The organism is Micrococcus sp. 140720015-1 (genome assembly GCF_053627595.1).
Map to the genome: position 1 here is coordinate 279,250 of NZ_JBSEYC010000005.1, position 22,881 is coordinate 302,130.

Genomic DNA, 22,881 nt, shown 5'->3' on the forward strand with positions numbered 1-22,881 from the left:
CCGCGAATCCAGGACGAGACACGGCAACGAAGCAAGAGCGGGTCGGACGAGCGACGAGGAGTCGGACATGTTGAACGGAATCAACCCGGACGGGCTGTCGGGGTGGTCACAGATCAGTGGATGGGTGGTCGGGACGGCGCTGGTCGTGCTGATCCTGGCGGTGGGTGCTGGCGTGGTGTTGGCGGTGTGGGGCAGGGCCTGGTTTTCGCCTGGCGGGATGCGGAAGGGGTGGACGATGGTTGCGTTGGCGGCGGTGGGGGCGACGGTGCTGGGGGCTGGCACGGCCGGCGCGAGCTGGGGGGCTGGGCTGGGGACGAGCGAGCTGATGCCCGCCGGGGCCAGGCCGCAGTCGGTCGCGATCGAGAAGAACGCCCCGAAGCAGACCTGCAACCGGCAGGCGGTGCGGGACTTCGACAAGGAGGAGCCGTCGCCGGATCGGGCAGAGCGTGAGCGTGTGATCAGTGCGTTGCTCGGTGGACAGCCCGCGTTGGACGGGTACGAGTGGGGCAAGGAGGCTACGGGCACGGAATCGTCGTACACGGTCGTCTCATCGGTGAAGTGGTACGCCACGGGCGAGGTGAACGGGTCGGGTGAGCCGGACTGCTCGGCGCAGAACGAGGCCACGGCCGAGTGCTCGCCGGTCGAGGTGCACGTGGCGCGTCAGTCGCTGACCAACGGTGCTCAGGCCGGGCGGACCCTGACGCTGACGCGGGGTCAGAACTGCTCTTGATCTGATCTGTGAGTTGCCCCCACCTGCTGCGGATGCAGCGGGTGGGGGCTTTCTCGTGTGCGGGGCAGGTGACATGCGTGGCGGTGCGGCGCGTCGTACATCTGGCAGCGGGCAGGAGGTGCCCGTGCGGGCCGGAAGACATCCGGGCCGTCGTCACATCACATCCCTACGGGAGGACCTCTGATGAGCAATCTGATTCACGCGGCCACCACGGTGGCTGCCGGTGTCCCGGACATCGCACCGAGCTTCAACGGGCCGTGGATGCCCACCATCCAGAACATCACGGGCCTGGCGTTGGGCACCTTCCTGGTCATCCTGATCGTCGCCGTCGGCATCGGCGTGCTGGTCTGGATCTTCGGCAAGCTCTCCTCGAGCGGCCGCGCGCAGGACGTGGGTATCAGCTTCGTGGTCTGGGGCATCTTGGCTGCGGCCCTGATCGCCGGTGCCGCGAGCCTGATCGGCTGGGGCGCCGGCCTGCCGCTGTTCTGAGGTCCTGAGCGCACTCACGGAGGGAGAGAACGATGTGGGAGAAGGACTTCGAGGAGTTCATGCGGGGTTCGATCCTGGGGCTGGCGAAGGCCGCTGCCGGGCTGATCGAGCAGGCTTTCTCCGTGGGTGCGCTGACCCCGGAGTGGTGGGTCACGGTCGTCGGCGGTCAGGTCACCACAACGGTGGCCGGTGGCGAGAGCACGGTGATCGACCACCCGGGGATGCTGAACATCATCGTGGTGGCGATGATCCCGCTGCTGATGATCTTCGTGGCCGTCCAGGTCGTGCTCTCGGCGATGCGCGGGTCCACGGCCGGCATGGTGCGCGCGGTCCTGGCGGCGGTGTTCAGCATCCCGGCGACTTACGTGGTGGTCGGGCTGGTGTGGATGGCGATGGGGGCGACCCAGCAGCTGACCTTGTGGATCTTGCAGGTCGGTTCCGGTGGCACCGATGGCCAGGACGAGGCAGTGGCCGGCGTGCTGGGACTGTTCGGTCTGACCTACGACGCGGCCAACGACAAGATCTTGCTGGACGAGAACTTCGCGCAGTGGGAGATGGCCAGCGAGAACTCGGAGAACGGGATGATCGTGGTCGCGGTGATCATCGCGCTGGTGATCTTCTTCGCCTGCTTCGTGCTGATGGCGATGATGATCTTCCGTCTGGTGCTGATTCTGATCTTGGCCTCGTTCGCGCCCTCGGCGATCTTCGCGCTGGCCCTGGAGCCGGCCAAGGCGCTGGCGGGGCGGTGGCTGTCGATGATGCTGGGGCTGATCATGGCCGGGCCGCTCGCAGCCGCCGTCGTGCGGCTGGGCATGGCGATGGCGGCATTGTCCACGGACTGGGTGCAGACCGTGGCTGGCATGGTGCTGGTGTTCGTGGCCGCGGCCATGCCGATCTTCATGCTTGCAGTCACCGCGTGGCTGGCCGGCGGTGCCGGGCAGGCTGAACAGGCGGGCGTGATGGCCGCGAGCCGGGCCGGGCGTGGAGCAATGAATTCGATGCGGGGCGTTTCGGCGCGGGCTGGCCGGATGCGCCAGCGTGCCGGGGCGATGGTGATGCGAGGAGGCCGCTGATGGCAACGATGATTCAGGAGTCGATGGACTCGGAGTACGACGACGTCCGATTCCCCCAGGAACGGACTCAGGGACTGATCCTGGGGCTGACCCTGGAGCAGGTGATCGTGGTTCTGGCCGGCGTGCTGATCGGCATGGCGTTCATCCTGCGTGGCGGGCCGGCCATGCTCGTGGGTATCGGGCTGATGGCCGTGATCGGCGCGTTCGGCGCGACCCGGTTCCGTGGCCGGTCCCTGCCTGGCTGGGTGTGGGTGGCGGCGCAGTACCTGCGGCGCGGGGCAACGGATCAGCTCGAGTACCGCCAGGGGATGGCCCCGGCACACGTGCTGGAGCTGGTGGACGGCGAGCCGCAGGCACCCGTGAGCGAGGCAGGGCCGCAGGCCCAGCGCGACGCGAAGGGGCGGATCAAGCCGGGTGAGCCGGCACGGTTCCGGCTGCCGGGTGTGGCCGGCGAGCTGATGGTCTACGCGATGCCCAACGGGGCCGGGTTCGTCTGGGACCCGCGCGCCCGGGAAGCGGTGGTCTGCGCGAAGGTCATGACGACGCGGGGCTTTGATCTGGAGTCCTTCGACGCTCAGGAGGAACGGTCCCTGTCGTGGGGATCGTCGCTGGCGGCGCTGTCGCGTCTGCCGGGTGTGGTGCGGATTCAGGCGTCGGATCAGACGACGCTCATCTCTGGTGCGGCCGTGGAGGACTTCTACGAGTCCAAGCAGGAGGGCGCGGGCCGGACAGGGGCAAGCATCGACCCGTTCCTGGACCAGGCGTTCCGTGAGCTGATGAAGGAGGCCCAGTCGATGCCGGTGCACGAGCAGTGGCTGACGCTGGTGGTCTCCCCGTCGAAGATCACCTCGCAGGTCAAGGCACTCGGCGGGGGCACCCCGGCGCTCATGGAGCACATGCTCAAGCTGATGACGACGGTGGAGAGCACGCTGCCGCGCTCGGGGACCCAGGTGACCGCCTGGCACTCCCCGCGCACGCTGGCCGGCCTCTCGCGGTCGGCGTTCGACCCGGACGCCTCGGTGATGGTCTCGACCATGAAGGCGGACGGGAAGACGGCGGGCACCGCGCCCTCGAGCGCGGGACCGATGGCCGTGGAGGTCCATGCGGGCCACATGGTCACGGACGGGAACTACCACCGCACCTACAAGGTCTCCGAGCTGCCGCAGAACCTGGCCCGGCTGGGGTTCCTGGACGAGCTGGTGTTCGCCGGGGACTTCCGGCACACGGTCTCGGTGTTCCTGGCGCCGGTCGAGCGTGGGGCTGCGGTGCGGTCCGTGCAGCGGCGCAAGACGGACTGGCACACGAACTCGCGGCTGATGAACAAGCTCGGTCGCATCGGTTCGTTGGAACATGACCAGTCCCTGGAGGACGTCGAGCGCGAGGAGGCCGAGCTGCGGCGTCGGCACACGGGCGTGGAGGTCGTCGTGCTGGTCACGGTGACCGGGTCCTCGCGGTCCGAACTGGAGTCCGCGGCGGCGGAGGTCGTGGCCTCCGGGATCACGGCCGAGTGCGAGCTGCGCCCGGTGTGGATGGAGCAGGACGCGGCGTTCGTGGCCGGTGCCCTGCCGTTCGGAAGGATGAAGCTCTGATGCGTGAAGAACCGAAGGTCGACCTGTTCCAGATCATCGAGCCGGGCAAGGACGAAGCCCGAGAGGCCAAGCGTGCGGCCCGGGAGCTGGAGCGAGGCCAGCGGGCGCTGCGGAAGGCGATGGCCGCGCAGGCTAAGGAGGTGCGGTTCCCTCAGCCGCAGTGGGGCAAGGCAGGACCGCGCGGGGCACGGCAGCTGCGGGGGCTGCGCACGCTGGCCCCTCGGCCGGTCCGCACGACGACGCATACGGCCTCGACGGCGTACCCGTTCGTGGCCGGCCCCGGTCTGGGTGCGCGCGGGCTGATGATCGGCAAGGACATGCACGGCGGCGGCGCGTTCTGCTTCGACCCGTGGGCGCTCTATGAGGCCGGGATCATCTCGGGCATGTCGATGATGCTGTTCGGTCAGGTCGGCACCGGCAAGTCCTCGCTGGCCAAGTCGCTGGCAGTGCGGCAGGTGCTGGCCGGGCGCAAGCTCTCGGTGGCCTCGGACAAGAAGGGCGAGTGGACCCGCGTGGTCAAGGGCCTGGGTGGATCGGTGATCCAGGTCGGCCCTGGCCTGGACACGCGCCTGAACCCGCTGGACCCGGGCACCCGGCCTTCGACGGACGTGCAGGGCGAGCCGATGACGGACCGGGCGTGGGCCTCGATGGTGCGGACCCGGCGCATGTCCATCTTGGTGGCCCTGGTGAAGATCCTCACCGACCGGGACATGACCTCGCCCGAGCACCACGTGCTCTCGGCAGGCTTGGACGCGGCCGTGGCGGTCGCGGACGCCGAGGGCCGTCCGCCGATCATCCCGGACGTGATCCGGGCGCTGGACGCGGCCCGCGCGGACGCGGACGCGATGAAGGCGGAGGCCGCGTCGGTGATGATGATGACGTTGGGTCGCGTGTCCTCCGGTGACCTGGCCGGCATGTTCGACGGGGAGACCACGGCGGTGCTGGATGAGCAGGCGTGCGCGACGAGCATCGACACGTCCGCGTTGCTGGGTGCCTCCCCGGAGGCGGTGCGCGTGGTCAACGCGTGCGCGGGCGCATGGACCGAAGCGATGGTCACCACCCGCGATGGCGGGCAGCGGATCGTGATCTACGAAGAGGGCTGGGACAACATCAGCTCCGAGGCCGACCTGCGGCGCATGGTCGAGCAGTGGAAGCTCAGCCGCGCCTACGGCATCTTCAACGTGCTCGTGCTGCACAAGATCGCTGACCTGGACATGGCTGGTGATCAGAACTCGAAGATGGCCGCGATGGCCCGGTCCCTGCTGGCCGACGCGGACGTGAAGGTGATCTACCGGCAGGACCGGTCCGCGCTGAAGATCACGACGTCGGAGATGGAACTGTCCGACCGGGAGCGGTCCCTGGTGCGGTCCCTGCCCAAGGGCACGGGCCTGTGGCGTCTGGGGGATTCCTCGTTCGAGGTGCAGAACGTGCTCACGCGGGCCGAGCTGCCGCTGTTCGACACGGACGAGCGCATGGACAAGGCGAAGGAGGCGGTGGCCTGATGCGACGTGAACGTGGCAACAACTCGGTCCTGGAAGGGGACAGCCCGGCCGAGACGGCACTGATCTGGCTCATCGGTCCGGCCGTGCTGCTCTACGGGGCGTACCTGCTGGCCGGGTTCCTGGCCGGGCGTATCCACTGTGGGGCACCGACGAAGCCGGACTCGCTGTTCGCGCCGCTGGGCTTCCTCGTGGGCGAGCACGACCCGGCCGCGTTCGGGGCCACCGCGCAGGGATGCACGGCGACCACCGGCGGGGTCATCGGCTGGCTGATCGGTCTGGGTGTGCTGGCCCTCGTGCTGATCGGCGTGGCGGTGACGGCGTGGAGCCGGTACCAGCAGTCGGACAAGAAGTTCATCAAGGAGCTGCGCGAGCGCGAGGGACTGGCCCGGTCTGCGGAGATCACCAAGACGGTGGGCCGCAAGTCGGTGCTGTCCCGCGTGAAGAAGGTCCGGCCCTCGATCAAGAAGCCGGCCATCACGGACGGGGCCATGCGTCTGGGCAAGGCCGAGGGCGTGGACGTGTTCGCGTCCTACGAGGAGTCGGTGGTGCTGATCGGCCCGCCGCGCTCGGGCAAGGGCGTGCACCTGCTGATCGGCGCGATTCTCGACGCGCCCGGCCCGGTCATCACGACCAGCTCTCGTGCGGACAACCTGGGGGCCACGGCCGAGCTGCGCAAGAAGAAGGGGCCGGTGGCCCTATTCGACCCGCAGGGACTGACCGGTCAGCCCTCCACGCTGAAGTGGTCCCCGATCACGGGCTGTGAAGAGCCGCGCGTGGCCAATCAGCGGGCGGCGTCGCTGATCGGTGCCTCCGGCCTCGGATCGTCCAGCTCGAACGCGGAGTGGCAGGCCCCGGCGATCACGATCATGGAGTGCCTGCTGCACGCCGCAGCGCTGGGTGAGCGCACCGTGGATGACCTGATGCGGTGGGGCAACAACCCGGCCGAGGCCAAGGAGGCCGTGAAGATCCTCACCGAGCATCCCAAGGCCGCGCTGAACTGGAACCTGGTGCTCAAGGGCATCATCGAGGGCGACCCGAAGCTGCTCCAGTCCAAGTGGTTCGGCGTGGAGGGTGCGGTCAAGGGGCTGTCGGTGCCCGAGGTCCGCGACGTGCTGCGACCCAACCGGTTCGAGGAGACCCTGGACATCGACAAGTTCCTCACCGAGTGCGGGACGCTCTACATCGTGGGCACCAAGACCGGCGGATCGTCGGCCGGCCCATTCCTGATCGCGATGATGGACGCCATCACCGAGCGTGCCCGTGAGCTGGCGGCGAAGTCGCCCGGGAACCGGCTGGACCCGCCGCTGTCGCTGGTGCTCGATGAGATCGCGAACATCTCCGGTGCCTGGCCTGGGCTGACCCAGCTGATGGCGGACGGCGGCGGTGTGGGCATCTCCCCGTTCGCGGTGTTCCAGTCGATGGCTCAGGCCCGCAACGAGTGGGGCGAGCAGCAGGCGCAGGCGCTGTTCGACGCGGCCACGGTGAAGGTTCAGCTCGGGGGTGCCTCGAACGTGGCCGACCTGGAGCAGTTCGCCAAGCTGGCCGGCCAGCGCAAGATCATGCGGACCTCGAAGTCTCGCGGCAAGGACCACACCTCGGTCTCCGAGCAGATCCACGACACCGAGGTGGTCTCGGTCGCGGAGCTGCGTCGGCTGCCGTTCGGGTGGGGGGTTCTGCTGAACCGTAACGGGCGTCCGATCCTGATGCAGATGACCCGTTGGTGGGACCGCAAGGACGGCAAGCAGATCAAGGAGGCCGCGGGTCGGTACTCGAAGGCGCTGCTGGCCGAGCTGGAGTCCAAGGACCCGGCCCCGTCCACACCGACTGACGCGGACCGGGCCGAGGACTCCGTGGCGGCGGTGGGCCCGGTGCCAGAGACGGCCCCGGCGATCCCGGTGCGGTGAGGGCATGGGCAGGTTCGGGCTGCACCGCACCGGCTCGGCCGAGTACAAGCGGTACCTGCGGTCCCAGGCATGGGGGTACAGGCGGGTGCGGTGGTTCGCAGACTGCCGGCAGGCCGGCCAAGAGCCGGCCTGCCAGGTCTGCGGGATCACGCTGACCCAGGCAGGGACCCTGGACCTGCACCACGTCTCGTACAAGGGCGTGGGCCAGGACGAGGCGGGCCGGTGGCAGGCCCGTGAAGCGCACAACGACCTGATGCCGTTGTGCCGGGACCATCACCAGCGGCTGCATCAGATCATGGACGGCAAGAAGGAGTTCTTTGGATGGGACCGCAGGCGGGCGACGATCGTGATCGTGGCCAGGATGATCCGGCAGAGGCAGGCATGAGCGACGACGGGGGTGCGCGGTGCCATGTCTGCCAGCGGCCCGTCTCCACGAGGTGGCACTGCACCGATGGACGGCACCTGGACCGCGCCGAGTGTCGTGCCGCCGGCGGAATCGGGGTGTGGCTGTGCGGTACATGCGAGGACGCCGCACATCGCTACATGCGCTCGACCGGGGCAGGCGGGCGCGGGGCCGTTGAGGAGCTGTTCGCCCGGCTCGAGAGGCTGCTGGGCGGGCCAGCACGCCGGTACACGAGGGAAGGACAGAACTGATGGCATCGCCCTGGGTTGAAGACGACGAGCTCACGGACTGGGAGGGGCCGGCGGCCGCCGATGCCGACGGACAGACGGGGACTCCGCTGCCCTACGTCGACCCGGAGGTCGCCGCGGAACTCGCGGGCGAGGGTCCACCGGTGTGGATGGGCACGCGGTGGCGGGAGATCGAGGCTGAGCACCAGTGGCAGGCGTGGAACACGCTGCGCCGCTGGGTGGACTGGTTCGTGGCCGAGTACCGGCTGGTGACCTCGGTAGTGCCGCCGTGCTGGTACAAGCACTCCGACGTCACGGCCGAGTTGTACGCGGCGATGTGTATGGAGCACAAGGTGTGGGAGGAACAGGCTCCGGGGCTGGGTCCGATGATGATGTGGCATCCCCACGTGGAGATGCTGATCGCGAGACTGCGCCGCATGGTGGATGAGGCCGGTTGCGCGAAGATCGGGGCACACAAGGAACCCGAGACGTACGGGGACCGGCCTGCGTTCACTCTGGACTACGACGAGGGTGACTTCACCGTCTGGGCTGGTACTACCCGTGAACATGACACGCTCGAACGGCCCACTGCCGGGGTGCAGTATGTGCGAGCCCGAGTGGTCAACGCCGATGGCGAGGAGATCGCCGTGTCGAGCCCCGTGGGGCTGGCCTCTCGCCGGACACCGGGGAAGGTCACCGTGGAGCTGGTGACGACGTCGTCCACTCCGGTTGACCCGAGCGTTCGGGTGGCGGTATCGAGCACGGACCCGGGCCTCGAGGTGGAGTGGCAGACATCGCCAAATGGGCACGACTGGGAGTGAGCGCGGCGATTTCCTTGAACGGAGGGGGTAAAGGAAATCTCGCGCCCACCTGGCGTTCGATCAGCTCAGAACGGTGAGCTCGGGCCACGGCAGGGCGTGTGATCACAGGAGCGAGACCCATGCTCTTCCTGCGGGCCAGCGGACGGAGCCGCGGTTCGCTCTAGGGCGTGTCTCCCTTATGCGCGTAGCCAGGTGAAGATGGCGCAGAGGGTGACGGCGGCGCGGTACGTGATCGCTAGCTTGTCGTAACGAGTGGCCAAGCCGCGCCATTGCTTGGCTAGGGCGTGTCTGATAATGCTTCGAGGGTTGGGCTAAGACCCCGGATCCATTCTCAGACACGCCCTAGCGGAGAAGAGAGAGCAACCCCATGCCCGCCGAACGACTTGGCAGCATGCTCTGTCCATGTCCAGACGGGTGTGGCTTGCGCCGCTATATGGCGGGGTTCTGTCGGAGCTCAGTGGCGGCCTCCAAGCACGCGGGCAAGAGGGCGCTGCGAGTGAGGCTCACGTTCCGCAAGCCGATCCTTCACCGGGACAGCGGCCGACGGCAGGCCGGAGGAATAGGCGTCGCGATATGGTGCACCCCGCGCAACAGAACCGTTGCGAAAGGTCTAACACCCCAACGCAACAGAGTGGGCCGCCATGCGCTGCCACGGGCCCGTGAACTTCGGTGTCACAGGTAGCGGCAGACATCCTCGGGGGAGCACGTGGCCGGGTCGCCGGCGGCGGCGTCCTCGCGCAGGTCGGCGATCGTGGTGCGTAGCTGCGCGAGCTCGGCGAGTTGCCGGTCGATCACATCAAGGCGGGTGTCGAGCAGGTCGGTGACGTGCCGGCAGGGGGCCTGCCCCCGGTCGCGGATGTCCAGCACCTGACCGATCTGGGCCAGGGTCAGCCCGGCCGCTTGCCCCCGGCGGATGAAGTCCAGCCGGTCGAGCACCTCGGCGCCGTAGTCCCGGTAGCCCGCCGGGGTGCGGTCCGCGGCGGGTAGCAGCCCGACCTCCTCGTAGTACCGCAGGGTCTTGCTCGTCGTGCCCGACGCCCGAGCCACCTCACCGATCCGCATGCCACTCATTCTCCCCCTTGACCTTCCAGTGCACTGGAAGGTCGATCCTGAGGGCGATGAAGGAGGAGTTCATGACGGCAACGGCTAACAGCAGGTCGTATGACCTGGCAATGATCGGGTCCGGTGGGGCGGCGTTCGCGGCCGCGATCCGCGCCACCAACCTCGGCAGACGGGTGGTGATGATCGAGCGTGGCACCGTCGGCGGTACCTGCGTGAACACCGGGTGCGTGCCCTCCAAGGCCTTGCTCGCGACCGCCGAGGCCCGCCACGTCACACTCGACGCCTCCCGGTTCCCCGGGCTGCCGCTCCCCGAAGTCCGGCCGGTCGACATGCCCGCCTTGATCGCCGGCAAGGATCGGCTCGTCGGGTCACTGCGTGGCGAGAAGTACCTGGACCTGGCCACCGAGTACGGATGGGATCTCCACCCCGGGGACGCCACGTTCGTCGGCACACCCAGCGAGCCGGCACTGCGCGTCACCGGCCCTGACGGCACGGTGGAGACGGTCCGGGCCGCGCACTACCTCATCGCCACCGGCTCCAGGCCCTGGGCGCCGCCGGTCCCCGGCCTGCAGGAGGCCGGTTACCTGACCTCGACCACCGCGATGGAACTGGACCACGTCCCGGAGTCGCTGCTGGTCATCGGCGGCGGCTACGTCGCGATGGAGCAGGCCCAGCTCTTCGCTCGGCTCGGCGTCCGGGTCACCATGCTGGTCCGCTCACGGCTGGCGTCCCAGGAAGAACCCGAGGCGTCCACCGCCCTGGATGAGATCTTCACGGACGAAGGCATCCAGATCATCCGCGGCGCGGTGCCCAGCGCGGTCCGCCGCGACCCGGCCACCGGCGAGGTCACGATCACTGCCACCACCACTGACGGCTCACAGGAACTCCGGGCGGCCGAGGTACTCGTCGCCACCGGGCGCCGCCCGGTCACCGCCACGCTCGGTCTCGACACCGTCGACGTGCGCACCGGCGACCACGGCGAGGTGGTCGTCGACAGCCATCTGCGCAGCACCAACCCGCGCGTCTGGGCTGCCGGTGACGTCACCGCCCACCGTCAGTTCGTGTACGTCGCCGCGGCCCACGGCGCCCTCGTCGCCGACAACGCCCTCACCGGCGCCGGCCTCGAGGTCGACTACCGCCACCTGCCCCGGGTCGTGTTCACCAGCCCCGCCCTGGCCGCCGTCGGGATGACCGAACGGCAGGCCTCCGCTGCCGGGATCCGCTACGACAGCCGTGTCCTGTCACTCGCGCACGTCCCACGCGCGATCGTCAACCGCGACACCCGCGGGTTCATCAAGATGGTCACCGACGCCGACACCGGCCGCATCATCGGCATTACCGCCCTGGCCCAGGACGCCGGCGACCTCGCCGCCGCCGGGGTCTACATGCTCGAGGCCGGCATGACCACCAGCCAGGTCGCCAACCTCTGGAGCCCCTACCTGACCATGGCCGAAGGCCTCAAGCTCACCGCGCAGGCCTTCACCACCGACATCGCCAAGCTCTCCTGCTGCGCGGCGTGAACCTGCCCCGCACACAGGGACACCGATAGGGGACCGCCTCGCCCCGGGGCGCGAGACAAGAAAATGGGCGCCGATCAGCCCTACTTACTGGCACCCCTGCGTATCGGACCTGCAACCACCGGGGAGTTCAGTCGATGCAAGAACTCCCGTCCCAGGCCTATATCTGGACGTCTTCACGACCTCTACGTGCTCGACCCGACGAGGACAGCACTGGACGACGCGATGACCGCCTTGCGGCGCCGCCATGAGGCCGCGGTCCGTTTGGGCCGCGTCACCGCACCACCATGACCACGATCGTCACCACGTAAGCCGCGGCGACCAGACCGATCCCCAGCAGGGTGAGCACCACCCCGCGCCGGGCCGGCCGCTGGCCCTCGTCCGGCCCGGGGCCCTTGCCGTGCTTCGCGGTCATCGCGCGCTCCTAAGACGTTGCTCAAGCATGTGCGGCTCTCGCGAGCGGGCTTCCGTGCCGAGTGCTACCAGCTCAGGTCGTGACAGCCGTCGCTGCCGGCGCCCTCCACCTGCAAGGTGGCATGGGCGATACCGTAACGGTCGCGCAGCACCCGGCGCGCGCCGGCAAGCACGGCGCCGTGGTCCGCGCCCTGGTCAGCGACCAGGTGGGCCGTGGCCACGTTCATCCCCGACGTCAGGGTCCACAGGTGCAGGTCGTGGACCTCCTCCACCCCCTCGACCGCGTCCAGGTCACCGGCGACGTCCTCCGGGTCCACCCCTTCCGGGGCGTGCTGGCCCAGCACCGCGATCACCTGCCTGCCCAGAACCACCGCCCGGATGATGACGAAGACCGCGATGAGCGCCGCGACCACGACGTCCCAGATCGGCTGGCCGGTGAGGATGATCAGCACGCCGGCGACCATGACACCCACCGACCCGGCGGCGTCGGCGATCACCTCGTAGTAGGCGCCCTTGACGTTCAGGCTGTCCTTGGCCCCGCTGCGCAGCAGCAGCATGGAGATGATGTTGATCACCAGGCCGGCGAAGCCGACCGCGAGCATGGCGCCGGAGGCCACCTCCGGCGCGTCGCCCAGCCGGCTGATGGCCTCGACCACCACGTACACCCCGACCGCGAGCATCGCCAGCACCGCCAACGCCGAGGCGAACACCTCGGCCCGGTAGGAGCCATAGGTGCGTCGCCCCGTGGAGTCCGGCCGGCTCGCGATGCGCGTCGCCAGCAGCGCCGCACCCAGCACCACCACATCGGCAGCCATGTGCCCGGCATCCGACAGCAGCGCCAACGACCCCGACACCAGCCCCGCGACCAGCTCGATCAGGAAGAAGCCCGCCGTCAGGGCGAACGCCCCCGCCAGCCGCCGACGGTAGCGGCCACCGGCATGCCCGGTCGCCGGGGCATGGCTGTGTCCCGCCCCCATCAGCCCTGCCCCTCGTGGCGGGCGTGCTCACGGGAGACGTCCAGCAGCATCCGCACATGCCCGTCAGCGAGGCGGTAGTACACCATCCGCCCCTCCCGGCGGTTCTCGACCACCCCAGCGGTACGCAGCACCCGCAGCACCTGGGACACCGACGCCTCCGCGACATCGACCGACGCCGCCAGGTCACACACGCACAGCTCGCCGGCCTCCAGCAACGCATACAGCACCCGGGCACGGCGCGGGTCCCCCAGGAGCTTGAACAGCCCGGCCAACCTGCCGGCCTCGCGCTCGTCGGGGATCCTCTCCCGGGTCAGCGCCACCTTCTCCGGATGGACGGCGGTGACCTGACACGAATCCAACGGCGTCACACTCATGCCACGACCATACACCTATGCAGATATCAGCAGCGGGAGCCACACACGAGAGGTCAGCAGGTTCTGTATGGTCAGCGCATGCTGACTATTGCTTCGCGGCTGGACGTGATGAACCGGCTGGGCCGGGCGATGGCCGACCCGACCCGCTCCCGCATCCTCATGACACTCCTCGAGGGCCCGAGCTACCCGGCGGTACTCGCCCGCGACCTAGGGCGTGTCTGAGAATGGATCCAGGGGGCCAGCTGACACCCTGGAAGGCATGTCCCGCTTCCAGATGCTCTCCGATGCCCAATGGGAGTTGATCGCCCCGATGCTCCCGACCCGGACCGGCCGGGCCGGCAGGCCGTTCGCCGACGCCCGCACGATGGTGGAGGCGATCATCTACCGGTAGCGGTGCGGGATTGCATGGAGGGATCTGCCCGAGGTCTACGGGCCTTGGCAGACCGTGTGGACCTGGCATCGGCGCATGGCCGAAGAAGGCACATGGGACACGGTGTTGGCGACGCTGACCGCCGCCGCGGACGCCGCAGGTCTGGTGGATTGGTCGGTCTCGGTGGACTCCACGATCGCCCGCGCCCACCAGCACGCCACGAACATCACCCGCCACACAGGGGGATGGGTCGAACTACAGGAATCTGCATGAGGAGCCGGCCGATCACGGCATCGGGCGCTCCCGGGGAGGGCTGAGCACGAAGATCCATCAGCTCGTCGATGGGACCGGGCTGCCGCTGGTCAGCCTGATCACCCCCGGCCAAGCCGGGGACTCCCCGATGCTGCTGCCGCTGCTGGGGCGGCTGCGCGTGGCACGGCCGGTAGGGCGGCCCCGGACCCGCCCCGAGGCGGTGCTGGGCGACAAGGCGTACTCCTCCCGGGCGATCCGCACCCACCTGCGTGCCCGCCGGATCAAAGCCGTGATCCCCGAGCCGACCGACCAGCAGGACCACCGCAGACGCCGCGGCTCGGCCGGTGGCCGTCCCGTGGGCCTGGACTCGCAGGCTTACAAGGGCCGGAACGTGATCGAGCGCCAGTACGCGCACCTGAAGCAATGGCGGGGCCTGGCGACCCGGTACGACAAGTACGCGATCGTCTACCGGGCCGCCGTGGTGTTGAACGCTGTGCTCGCGTGGTCCAAACGATTGTCAGACATGCCCTAGCTCTCGTTCCGTCTTCGGGAGAGGCTGGCGAGGTACTCGTTGTAAGAGTCGAGTTCGGCGTCCTCGGCTTTCTGTCGCTGTCTCGAGGTGCGCACGTCGCGGGCTCGCCAGCGGGACAGGCAGACGATGAGCACTACGAACATCGGCAGCTCCGCGTAGGTCCATACCAGCGTGCCGGCGATCGCCTGGTCGATGACGGGGTCATGGCTGCCTGTGGGGGTGGCGTATGCGCTGAACAGCGGTGTGGCGGTACGGAGCAGGATCAGGCCGAAAATGGCGTGGATCTGGATCTCGACGGCGATATCGACGAATCGTGCGGCGAAGGAGGGTTGGCGCGGTAGCGGATCGGAGGACCATAGCGGTGTTGCCGAGACGATGCCGAGGACGAGGATGACGAAGAGCAAGGCGTCCTGGCCGAAGGGGATGCGCATGATGACGCTGATCGCGTCGGTCAGGTAGAGGACCGGGTACAGCAGTATCGCAATGACGATGGCGACCACAGGGTGCAGTGCGGCGCTCCAGAATCGTGAGCGCAGTCCCCCGTGCGCGGCACGGAGCACGAGACGCCCGAGGCCGGTGTGCGGTGTGCTGCGCAGGAGCAGCAGCCCGGGTGACCCTGCGATGAGGAGCGGCGGAACGACGGTCAGCAGGGTGATCTGCTGGAACACCAGCGCTGTGATGGATTCCGTCGCGAGACGGTTCACACCGAACATCGTGATAGCGAAGATCAGGGCGCACCCGATCAGGAACGATGCTGTGCGGGCGATCGCCCAACGGCGCCTGTTTCGCCACATCCAGATCGCTCCTCGCAGATACAGTGCCGCGAACAGCAGAGCGGCGATGCCGACGGGTGAGCCGGTGAGGGGTTCGAACGTGACCCACTGGTCGATCGGCGGCATAGCGAATTTCCCTTCATCGAGGCGATCAAACGTCGGCGACTTCGGCCGCGGTGGTGGTGCCGGAGCGGGGTCAGGTGAGGCCCGAGTAGGAGTGGGGCCTAGGCCCTTGATCGTGGACACGGTGTCGGTTCGGTTATGCCGCTTCCGCAAGCGGCACCGGCTCCCAGGGCAACCAGGTACAAGGGAATCTGCCACCGCTCCAGCCAGCCGATCATGTACTTCCTTTCCGGGCGAGGACCTTGCCTCCATCCTCACGGAGCTGCCCGGTTGTCGCGACGTGGCGGTAGAGGGCCTGTTGGACAAGGAACCTACTGCCTGCCCTTCTCGGTTTCCCAACCTGTGTCCGGCTTTGCCGACAGCTCGGCTCCTCACGCCTCAGGTAGTGCCCGAGCGCCAGCTCTGCTTGGCGGGCGCCGATCACTAGCACGTCGGTCTCGGCCATGGTGTGGTTTCTCCTCGTTGCGGGCGCGTGGGCGGGCCGTAGTGCGGCTGGTGTGTCAGTAACCGGTGAGGGCCGGGAAGAAGGTCCAGAACACCGAGGCGGCCACGGCCACATAGGCGATGGCCACCAGGGTTCCGGCCCAGCCGGCGGAGAACCGCACCACCGCGGCGTGCGCGGGGATCACGCCGTGGGCGAGGTTGCGCACGGTGAGCAGGATGAACAGCGGGATCATCGCCGCCCACACGATCATGCAGTACAGGCACAGGATGTGGATCTCGAACAACGCCTGGGACCACAGCCAGATGGTGAACACCGTGCCGGCGGTGACCCCGGCCTGCAGGCCGGCCCAGTACCAGCGCCCGGGGCTCGCCCCGGAGAGGGTCACCATGGCGGTGGTGATGACCACGGCGAACGCCACGATGCCGATCAACGGGTTGGGGAAGCCGAACAGCTCGGACTGCCAGGTCCCCATCACCTTCCCGCAAGACACCCAGGGGTTGATGTCACAGCTGGTGATGTACCCGGCATCCTCGTACAGCTCCAGGCGTTCGAGCACCAGGATCGCCGAGGCCACCCAGCCGACCACCCCGGTGATCAACAGCACCAGGCCGAACGGACGGTGCCGGGCGACAGTCGGTATCCCCGCTACGTCGGAGGCCTGCCCGGTACCGGCAGGGCGGTCGGTGGTGGTCGTGGGGATCGTCACGGGTGAATTGGTGTCGGTGTCGGGGACACTCATGGGCCCGGTCAGTCCGTCGTGGCGGCGGCGTCGACCTCGGCGCGGAACTGCTCGAGGGTGTTCAGAGTGAGCATCTGTCCGTCCAGGAAGAAGGTCGGTGTGCCCTGCACGCCCAGCGCGGTCCCGTCGGCCACGTCGGCCTCGATGCGGTCGCGGGTGGCCGGGTCAGCCACCGCGGCATCGTAGGCGGCCATGTCCAGGCCGAGATCCTCGGCGTAACCGCGGAACACCGGGCTCCGGTCCTCAGTGGTATGGCTCCACTGCTCCTGGGTGTCGAACATCTGCTGATACATCGCCTCGTACTGTCCCTGCTGGCCGGCGGCTTCCACGGCTACGGCGGCGGTCATCGAGTTGGGATGTCCGGGCAGCGGGAAGTAGCGGTGCACAAAGGTCACCGTGTCGGCGTACTCGGCGCGCAGTTCTTCCACGACCGGGTAGGCGGCCTTGCAGCCCTCGCACTCGAAGTCCAGGAACTCCACCAGCACGGCCTGCTCGTTCGGGGCCTTGGACAGTACCCGGCTGTCTGGGCGCATCACCGGCGTGGCCTCCGAGGGGGCGCTCTGCCCGGTCCCGGAGGAGGCAGTTTGCCCGGAGCCCTGGGGGGCGGCGTCGCGGGGGCCGCTGGCGGCCACCACTCCGACGATCAGCCCGGCCAGCACCACAGCGGCCAGTACGACCCAGACGATGGTCTTGGCCTTGCGGGATGTGGTGCCCGGTGTTGACGGATCAGAGGGGGTCGGATTGCGGGTCGGTGTGCTCACGAAGGGATCCGTTTCGGTCGGTGGCGACGGCACCCTGCCGTCGGGGTGGGAATGAGCTGGGGCTGGGATGCAGGGGTGGGTCAGGGGTGGAGGGTCTCAGTGTGGGGGTGGGTGGCCGGTTCGATTTGGAAGGTGGAGTGTTCGATGGGTACTTGGAAATCCTGGGCCACGCACCGTTGCAGGTCGGTCAGCACAGTGCCCAGGTGCGCGGCGGTCAGGCAGCCGTTGTGCACGGTGACGTGCGCGGAGAGCACGGGGGTGTCGGAGTCGATGCGTGAAGCGTGCAGGTCATGGACCTCCAGCACGTGCGGCAGCTCCGATAGCCGGATGCGGACCGCCTCCAGGTCCAAGCCCTTGGGGGTGGTCTCCATGAGTACGTCGATGGTGTCGCGAAGCAGGATCAGGGCTCTGGGCACGATCAGTGCGGCGATCAACAGGGACACCACCGCATCGGCGCGATTCCAGCCGGTGGTGGCGATCACGATCGCCGAAACGATCACTGCGACCGATCCCAGGGCGTCGTTGAGTACCTCCAGGAACGCGGCCTTCATGTTCAGGTTCTCACCTCGGGAAGAGGCCAGGATCGCCAGACCGATGAGGTTGCCAGCCAAACCGATCACCCCGAACCAGAGCATCGCGGTGGATTCGACCTCGGGGGGTTCGATGAGCCGGCGTACGCCCTCCACGGCTACGAAGCCGCCCACGGCCAGCAGCACCGCGGCCTGCGCGGCCGCGGCGATGATCTCGGCGCGCTTGTACCCCCAGGTGCGCTTGTCCGTGGCCGGGCGCAGCGCCAGGGTCGCGGCGGTCAGGGCGATCAGCAACCCGGCTGAGTCAGTAAACATGTGCCCGGCGTCGGCCAGCAGGGCCAGACTGCCCGAAGCCAGCGCGCCGATGACCTCGGCGACCATGATCGTCGCGGTGATGGAGAAGACCACGGCCAGCCGGCCCCGCCGGCCCGCCGCCGGAAGAGCATGGGAATGATCGTGTCCGCTCATACCAGGGTCTCTTCCACTCGATGAATCATCAGCTGAACGTCACCATCCTGTCCGGCGATACTGAAGGCACGCTCAATGCGCACAGCAGGCGCAATCCGCCCCGCAGCCATCGCCGTCCTTCTCGTTCTGGTCCCCGGCGATCAGCGCGGAGGCGGGGGTGCAGCAGGCATCCCCGCGCCAGGCCTCCACCCCTTCCTTGAGGGCGACGGCGGCGATCACCAGGGCCGCGACTGGGTCGGCCCAGGTCCAGCCCAGGGTGCTGTTGAGGACCAGGCCCACCAGCAGGACCGCCGAGAGGTAGGTGCAGATCAGGGTCTGTTTGGAGTCGGCCACCGCGGAGGCGGACCCGAGTTCGCGGCCAGTGCGCCGCTCGAACCAGGACAGGAACGGCATGATGGCCAAGCTCACGGCGGCCAGCACGATCCCCACCGTGGAATGCTCCGGTTGCCCGGCCCCGAACAGGGTGCGCACGGCGTCGACGGTGATGAAGGCGGCCAAGCCGAAGAAGGAGAAGGCGATCAGGCGCAGCGCCACCTTCTCCCGGCGGTGCGGGTCCGGGGTGGCGAACTGCCAGGCCACCGCGGCGGCGGAGAGGACCTCCACGATGGAGTCCAAGCCGAAGCCGATCAACGCGGAGGACGAGGCCACGGTGCCGGCGGCCAGGGCGATGGCCGCCTCGATCACGTTGTAGGTGATGGTTCCGGCCACGATCCAGCGGATCCGGCGGTGCAGGACCGCACGGCGGTCGTCCGTGAGGGGCTTGGAGCTCAGCGTGAGGGTGCTCATGCGCAGGTGCATCCCGCAGCGGAGCAGCAATCCGGGTCGATGGTCAGCGTCAACTCCAGCAGCTCCCCAAGGGTCTGGCCCAGCCGGGGGTCGGCCAGGGCGTACCAGACGTTGCGGCCCTCGGCGGTAGTGGTCACCAGCCCGCAGCCGCGCAGGCAGGCCAACTGGTTGGACATCACCTGCTTGGACACCCCCAGCTCCCCGGCCAGCGCCGACGGGCGGGCCGGCCCATCACGCAGGGCCAGCAGGATCCGGGTCCGGGTGTCATCAGAGAGGGCATGGCCCAGTCGGGACAACGCCGAGACATGAGTGAGGGTCGTGGTGCTCATGCCTAGAACGGTACAGCATAACGTGTACCCTTGTCGGGGTGCCGCCCGGCAAGCGGCCGGCACCATGGCCCGATCCCAGGAGGTCCGCGCAACCGTGCCCCACTCTGATGTCCCGCTGACCGAACCATCCCGGCTCCTGCCCGTCCCATTGTCGGACGGCAGGAGAAGGGGCTCGGTGTGAGCATCGGGAACTACTTCGCCGAGACCGTCAACTCCGGGGCTCTGCTCATTGCCGCACCGCTGGCGATGATCGCAGGGATCGTCTCGTTTCTGTCCCCGTGCATCCTGCCGCTGGTGCCCGGCTACCTCGGTTACGTCTCCGGGCTGGCCAACCCCACACATCCGGACAACCGCCGCCGGGTGCTGACCGGGGTCGGGCTGTTCATCCTGGGCTTCGCCGCGGTCTTCACCCTCTACGGGGCCGCCTTCGGCACGATCGGTCACTGGCTGGTGCGCTGGCAGGACCCGATGATCCGCGTCCTGGGCGTCCTGGTGATCGTTATGGGCCTGGCCATGGTTGGCAAGTTGCCCTTTTTCCAGCGCACGATCAAACCCACCCTGGCCCCCCGGACGGGCCTGGCCGGGGCCCCGGTGCTCGGGGTCGTCTTTGGGCTGGGCTGGACTCCCTGCATCGGCCCGACACTCGGCGCCGTGCTGGCATTGAGCACCACCACCGGCGATCCCTGGCGCGGGGCCCTGCTGGGCTTCCTCTACTGCCTGGGACTGGGCATCCCATTCCTGCTGGCCGCGGCGGGGATCAGCTGGGTCACCAACGCCCTGTCCTACGTCCGCCGCAACATCCGGGTATTCAACATCATCGGCGGATCCCTGCTGGTGGGGGTCGGGATTCTGATGGTCTCCGGGCTCTGGATGCTGTGGATGTACCAGCTGCAGAGCCTCGCCGGCACCTTCACCACCCCCGTCTAAAACCAGAAACCCCGCCCCACCGGACCGGTTACTGAGGAGTGACCGGGCCGATGGGACGGGGACGAGGGCCCTGAGTGGTCGGTGACGGGTGTGCTCAGAGGCCGAAGGCTCCGCCGCTGCTCAGGATGAAGACGCCTAGGCCGATCAGGACGAGCGGGAACAAGATGGGGACTGCCGCACGAATAGGTGACACCTGATCTGGCTTGCCCGCAGGGCGGCCTGGAAGGATGTTGCTGTGCCTGCTCCCTATCCCCAAGAGTTCCGTGACGACGTCGTGCGCGTGGCCCGCAGCCGCGAAGAGGGTGTGACGCTCGCGCAGATCGCCAAGGACTTTGGCATCCATGAGATGACCCTGTCGAAGTGGATGCGCCAGGCCGACGTCGAGGACGGCGCGAAGCCTGGGACAACCAAAGCCGAGTCGGCCGAGAACCGTGAGCTGAAGAAGCGGATCCGCCTGCTCGAGCAGGAGAACGAGGTCCTACGACGGGCGGCGGCCTACCTGTCCCAGGCGAACCTGCCGGGAAAAGGCTCTACCCGCTCGTGAAGGAGCTCGCCGCCGTCGGGATCCCCGTCGCGGTGACGTGCCGGGTGCTCAAGCTCTCCCGCCAGCCCTACTACCGCTGGCTGGCGGACCCTGTCACCGACGCCGAGCTGGCCGAGGCGTACCGGGCGAACGCGTTGTTCGACGCCCATCAGGACGATCCGGAGTTCGGCTACCGCTTCCTGGTCGATGAGGCCAAGGAAGCCGGCGAGGTGATGTGTGAGCGCAGCGCGTGGCGGATCTGCCGGGACAACGGCTGGTGGTCGGTGTTCGGGAAGAAGCGCGGCAAGAACGGGAAGAAGCCGGGTCCGCCGGTGCACGATGACCTGGTGGAGCGGGACTTCACTGCTGGCGGTTCAAACCAGCTGTGGTTGACCGACGTCACCGAGCACAGGACCGCCGAGGGCAAGCTCTACATGTGCGCGATCAAAGACGTCTTCTCCGGGCGGATCGTCGGCTACTCCATCGACTCGCGAATGAAAGCCCGGCTGGCCGTCCAGGCACTGCAGAACGCCGTTGCTCGGCGCGGGGATGTGGCCGGTTGCATCGTTCATTCGGACCGCGGGTCGCAATTTCGATCCCGGAAATTCGTCCATGCCCTCAACCGGCACGGCTTGGTCGGCTCGATGGGCAAAGTGGGTGCGGCCGGGGACAACGCCGCCATGGAGAGCTTCTTCGCCCTGCTGCAGAAGAACGTCCTCGACAGGCGGTCCTGGACGACCCGGGATGAGCTACGGATCGCGATCGTCACCTGGACCGAGCGCACCTATCACCGGCGCCGTCGACAAGCCCGTCTCGGGCGGTTGACCCCCATCGAGTACGAGACCATGATGAAGCCCGCCGTGACCCTCCCGGCATAAGACCCCACCTGTCACCTATCGGTGCGGCAGTCCCGATCACGCAGGACTGGCTGCAGGTAGGTGTCGCGGTCTGAACCGAGAGGGGTGCGCCCGGTCGGGGCCGTTTGGATCGCTGCCGCTACGTCAGAGTCCGAAGGCTCCGCCGCTGACGAGGATCACGATGCCGAGGCCGATGAGAACGATGGGGAAGAGGACGTGCTCCCAGCGTTCGAGCACTTCGGCGATCGGGGGGCGGGTGGCGACGAACTTTGCCAGGGCCACCAGGACCGCGACGAGCGCGAGGAAGACGATGCAGTAGGCGACTACTGCGAGAGGTTCCACGCTGAGGAAGACAGGGGTGTAGACGCCGATGTTGTCGCCGCCGTTGGCAAGGGTGACGCCTGCGACTGTCCACACGCCGACCTTCTTGCCGGCAACCTTGGCCTCGTCGTCATCGTCGTCATCGTCTCCGCGCCAGGCCTGCCATGCGGCCCAGAGGCCGAGGCCCAGAGGGATGAGACCGAAGTACGGGATGGCTGCCGAGGGCAGGAATGCTCCGGCGCCGATGGTCACCAGGACCGCGGCACCGAGGATGCCGGCGAATCCGAGGTACTGGCCGGCCAGAATGCGGGCGGTAGTGCCGCGCTGGCCTGCCCCTCGCGCGAAGAAGAGGGAGAGCACGATGATGTCGTCGATGTTGGTCGCTGCGAACAGGCCCATCGCCTGCAAGACCGAGGTGAGGATCATGCGCCCTCCCCAGCTGCGTCGCATCCGGGAAGCGAGCAGGCGGGATCGATGCACGGGGCGTCTTCGTCCACTGCCAGGGTGGCATCGACCAGTGCCGTCAGCGCCTGCGCCAGGTGCGAATCGGCGATCTCATATCGTGTCCGACGACCCTCGGGCTCGGAGACGACGATCCCGCAATCGCGCAGGCATGCCAGGTGGTTGGACACGTTCGGGCGTGTCAGGTCCAGATCTCGGGCCAGTTCCGCCGGGTAAGCGGGATGGTCGAGCAGGGTCAAGATGATCCGGGATCGAGTGGGGTCGGCCAGTGCACGACCCAGGCGGTTCATCACGTCGAGACGCGAAGCAATAGTCAACATGGACTGAACTATACAGCGCGAACTGAACACTCGGTCACAGGCGTCAGCGATTCTGACGCTGTACGTGACCTGCTGACGCGCGTGAACATGCTTGAGGAGCAGGTGGAGGACGGCGACGGCAGGATCCCGGCCAGCCTGATCCAGCGCCTCCGAAACAAGGCCGTTGAGACCCTCGCGGACGAGTCTGCACAGCGCATCATCCCGGTCCTCAGCACGATCTACGTCCTGCTCGGGCTGCCGCCGCTCACTGCCTAACCACATATCCACCAGTGCCCGCCGCA

The 22,881-nt window shown here is 68.2% G+C and carries 25 protein-coding genes and 3 pseudogenes; 14 read left to right on the forward strand and 14 right to left on the reverse strand.

Going from position 1 to position 22,881, the window contains the following annotated elements; genetic code table 11:
* Positions 1-67 precede the first annotated feature (67 nt).
* From ACUXPL_RS10440 to ACUXPL_RS10475, 8 genes are all read left to right on the forward strand, one after another.
* Positions 68-730 carry a hypothetical protein gene (locus tag ACUXPL_RS10440; RefSeq protein ID WP_410993151.1) on the forward strand — a complete coding sequence of 221 codons (663 nt, stop codon included), beginning with the start codon at positions 68-70 and terminating at the stop codon, positions 728-730.
* A 183-nt stretch (positions 731-913) separates the two neighbouring features.
* Positions 914-1,219 (forward strand): hypothetical protein, encoded by a 306-nt coding sequence (locus tag ACUXPL_RS10445; protein WP_410993149.1) that lies wholly within the window; start codon positions 914-916, stop codon positions 1,217-1,219.
* 32 nt (positions 1,220-1,251) lie between these two features.
* Positions 1,252-2,292: a type IV secretion system protein gene (locus ACUXPL_RS10450; protein WP_410993147.1), complete on the forward strand. Its 1,041-nt coding sequence runs from the start codon at positions 1,252-1,254 to the stop codon at positions 2,290-2,292.
* Entirely contained in the window at positions 2,292-3,881 is a 1,590-nt protein-coding gene (locus ACUXPL_RS10455; RefSeq protein ID WP_410993146.1) for an SCO6880 family protein, read from the forward strand. The genes ACUXPL_RS10450 and ACUXPL_RS10455 overlap by 1 nt, the downstream gene beginning before the upstream one ends.
* Complete coding sequence (locus ACUXPL_RS10460; protein WP_454102737.1) at positions 3,881-5,383, forward strand: conjugal transfer protein TraC; 1,503 nt, start codon at positions 3,881-3,883, stop codon at positions 5,381-5,383. The genes ACUXPL_RS10455 and ACUXPL_RS10460 overlap by 1 nt, the downstream gene beginning before the upstream one ends.
* Complete coding sequence (locus tag ACUXPL_RS10465; RefSeq protein WP_410993141.1) at positions 5,383-7,287, forward strand: TraM recognition domain-containing protein; 1,905 nt, start codon at positions 5,383-5,385, stop codon at positions 7,285-7,287. The genes ACUXPL_RS10460 and ACUXPL_RS10465 overlap by 1 nt, the downstream gene beginning before the upstream one ends.
* Before the next feature lie 4 nt (positions 7,288-7,291).
* Complete coding sequence (locus ACUXPL_RS10470) at positions 7,292-7,672, forward strand: hypothetical protein (RefSeq protein WP_410993140.1); 381 nt, start codon at positions 7,292-7,294, stop codon at positions 7,670-7,672.
* Between the two features lie 268 nt (positions 7,673-7,940).
* Positions 7,941-8,738, forward strand: a complete 798-nt coding sequence (locus ACUXPL_RS10475) for a hypothetical protein (RefSeq protein ID WP_311795604.1) — start codon at positions 7,941-7,943, stop codon at positions 8,736-8,738.
* 176 nt (positions 8,739-8,914) lie between these two features.
* On the opposite strand, the pseudogene ACUXPL_RS10480 reads toward ACUXPL_RS10475, so the two are convergent.
* Positions 8,915-9,019, reverse strand: a pseudogene (locus tag ACUXPL_RS10480) (IS5/IS1182 family transposase); the annotation flags it as partial.
* Positions 9,020-9,410: 391 nt separating this feature from the next.
* Positions 9,411-9,800: a heavy metal-responsive transcriptional regulator gene (locus tag ACUXPL_RS10485; protein ID WP_036382791.1), complete on the reverse strand. Its 390-nt coding sequence runs from the start codon at positions 9,798-9,800 to the stop codon at positions 9,411-9,413.
* A gap of 56 nt (positions 9,801-9,856) precedes the next feature.
* Here ACUXPL_RS10485 and merA point away from each other — a divergent pair, with 56 nt between their 5' ends.
* Positions 9,857-11,320, forward strand: a complete 1,464-nt coding sequence (gene merA / locus ACUXPL_RS10490; protein ID WP_454183721.1) for a mercury(II) reductase — start codon at positions 9,857-9,859, stop codon at positions 11,318-11,320.
* Between the two features lie 271 nt (positions 11,321-11,591).
* Here the strand turns inward: merA and ACUXPL_RS10495 are convergent, their stop codons facing one another.
* The 3 genes from ACUXPL_RS10495 to ACUXPL_RS10505 form a co-directional block, all read right to left on the reverse strand.
* A complete protein-coding gene (locus ACUXPL_RS10495; protein ID WP_002854087.1) occupies positions 11,592-11,732 on the reverse strand; it encodes a hypothetical protein in 141 nt (46 codons plus the stop codon).
* Positions 11,733-11,796: 64 nt separating this feature from the next.
* A complete protein-coding gene (locus tag ACUXPL_RS10500; RefSeq protein WP_002854089.1) occupies positions 11,797-12,708 on the reverse strand; it encodes a cation diffusion facilitator family transporter in 912 nt (303 codons plus the stop codon).
* Positions 12,708-13,082, reverse strand: coding sequence for an ArsR/SmtB family transcription factor (locus tag ACUXPL_RS10505; RefSeq protein ID WP_036334148.1), 375 nt, complete (start codon positions 13,080-13,082; stop codon positions 12,708-12,710). Before ACUXPL_RS10505 ends, ACUXPL_RS10500 begins: the two co-directional genes overlap by 1 nt.
* A 78-nt stretch (positions 13,083-13,160) precedes the next feature.
* On the opposite strand from ACUXPL_RS10505, the pseudogene ACUXPL_RS10510 reads away from it, so the two are divergent.
* Together ACUXPL_RS10510 and ACUXPL_RS10515 are read left to right on the forward strand one after the other, a co-directional pair.
* Positions 13,161-13,292: pseudogene (locus ACUXPL_RS10510) on the forward strand (ArsR family transcriptional regulator); the annotation flags it as partial.
* Between the two features lie 49 nt (positions 13,293-13,341).
* Positions 13,342-14,236, forward strand: a pseudogene (locus tag ACUXPL_RS10515) (IS5 family transposase).
* On the opposite strand, the gene ACUXPL_RS10520 reads toward ACUXPL_RS10515, so the two are convergent.
* The 7 genes from ACUXPL_RS10520 to ACUXPL_RS10550 form a co-directional block, all read right to left on the reverse strand.
* Positions 14,233-15,135 carry a cytochrome c oxidase assembly protein gene (locus tag ACUXPL_RS10520; RefSeq protein ID WP_036317477.1) on the reverse strand — a complete coding sequence of 301 codons (903 nt, stop codon included), beginning with the start codon at positions 15,133-15,135 and terminating at the stop codon, positions 14,233-14,235. The pseudogene ACUXPL_RS10515 and the gene ACUXPL_RS10520 overlap by 4 nt on opposite strands.
* 211 nt (positions 15,136-15,346) lie before the next feature.
* Positions 15,347-15,577 carry a hypothetical protein gene (locus ACUXPL_RS10525; protein WP_410993136.1) on the reverse strand — a complete coding sequence of 77 codons (231 nt, stop codon included), beginning with the start codon at positions 15,575-15,577 and terminating at the stop codon, positions 15,347-15,349.
* Positions 15,578-15,632: 55 nt separating this feature from the next.
* On the reverse strand, positions 15,633-16,316 hold the full coding sequence (locus tag ACUXPL_RS10530; RefSeq protein ID WP_080695921.1) for a vitamin K epoxide reductase family protein: 684 nt from the start codon (positions 16,314-16,316) through the stop codon (positions 15,633-15,635).
* An 8-nt stretch (positions 16,317-16,324) separates the two neighbouring features.
* On the reverse strand, positions 16,325-17,077 hold the full coding sequence (locus ACUXPL_RS10535) for a DsbA family protein (RefSeq protein WP_036317487.1): 753 nt from the start codon (positions 17,075-17,077) through the stop codon (positions 16,325-16,327).
* Positions 17,078-17,157: 80 nt separating this feature from the next.
* On the reverse strand, positions 17,158-18,075 hold the full coding sequence (locus ACUXPL_RS10540) for a cation diffusion facilitator family transporter (protein WP_041102741.1): 918 nt from the start codon (positions 18,073-18,075) through the stop codon (positions 17,158-17,160).
* A 72-nt stretch (positions 18,076-18,147) separates the two neighbouring features.
* On the reverse strand, positions 18,148-18,861 hold the full coding sequence (locus ACUXPL_RS10545) for a cation diffusion facilitator family transporter (protein WP_036317504.1): 714 nt from the start codon (positions 18,859-18,861) through the stop codon (positions 18,148-18,150).
* Complete coding sequence (locus ACUXPL_RS10550; RefSeq protein WP_020628509.1) at positions 18,858-19,190, reverse strand: ArsR/SmtB family transcription factor; 333 nt, start codon at positions 19,188-19,190, stop codon at positions 18,858-18,860. The genes ACUXPL_RS10545 and ACUXPL_RS10550 overlap by 4 nt, the downstream gene beginning before the upstream one ends.
* 177 nt (positions 19,191-19,367) lie before the next feature.
* Between ACUXPL_RS10550 and ACUXPL_RS10555 the strand changes: the two genes are divergently transcribed.
* Together ACUXPL_RS10555 and ACUXPL_RS10560 are read left to right on the forward strand one after the other, a co-directional pair.
* Entirely contained in the window at positions 19,368-20,117 is a 750-nt protein-coding gene (locus tag ACUXPL_RS10555; RefSeq protein WP_036384828.1) for a cytochrome c biogenesis CcdA family protein, read from the forward strand.
* 235 nt (positions 20,118-20,352) lie between these two features.
* A protein-coding gene (locus tag ACUXPL_RS10560) for an IS3 family transposase (RefSeq protein WP_113914520.1) occupies positions 20,353-21,518 on the forward strand; the annotation gives its coding sequence in 2 pieces (ribosomal slippage) (positions 20,353-20,637 and positions 20,640-21,518; 1,164 coding nt in all).
* Positions 21,519-21,641: 123 nt separating this feature from the next.
* Here ACUXPL_RS10560 and ACUXPL_RS10565 read toward each other — a convergent pair.
* Together ACUXPL_RS10565 and cmtR are read right to left on the reverse strand one after the other, a co-directional pair.
* Entirely contained in the window at positions 21,642-22,244 is a 603-nt protein-coding gene (locus ACUXPL_RS10565) for a cadmium resistance transporter (protein ID WP_036381382.1), read from the reverse strand.
* On the reverse strand, positions 22,241-22,600 hold the full coding sequence (gene cmtR, locus ACUXPL_RS10570) for a Cd(II)/Pb(II)-sensing metalloregulatory transcriptional regulator CmtR (RefSeq protein ID WP_006590980.1): 360 nt from the start codon (positions 22,598-22,600) through the stop codon (positions 22,241-22,243). The genes ACUXPL_RS10565 and cmtR overlap by 4 nt, the downstream gene beginning before the upstream one ends.
* Before the next feature lie 87 nt (positions 22,601-22,687).
* Here cmtR and ACUXPL_RS10575 point away from each other — a divergent pair, with 87 nt between their 5' ends.
* The gene (locus ACUXPL_RS10575; RefSeq protein WP_454183723.1) at positions 22,688-22,855 is read left to right on the forward strand and encodes a hypothetical protein; all 168 of its coding nucleotides are present in this window, start codon (positions 22,688-22,690) and stop codon (positions 22,853-22,855) included.
* Positions 22,856-22,881: the final 26 nt, after the last annotated feature.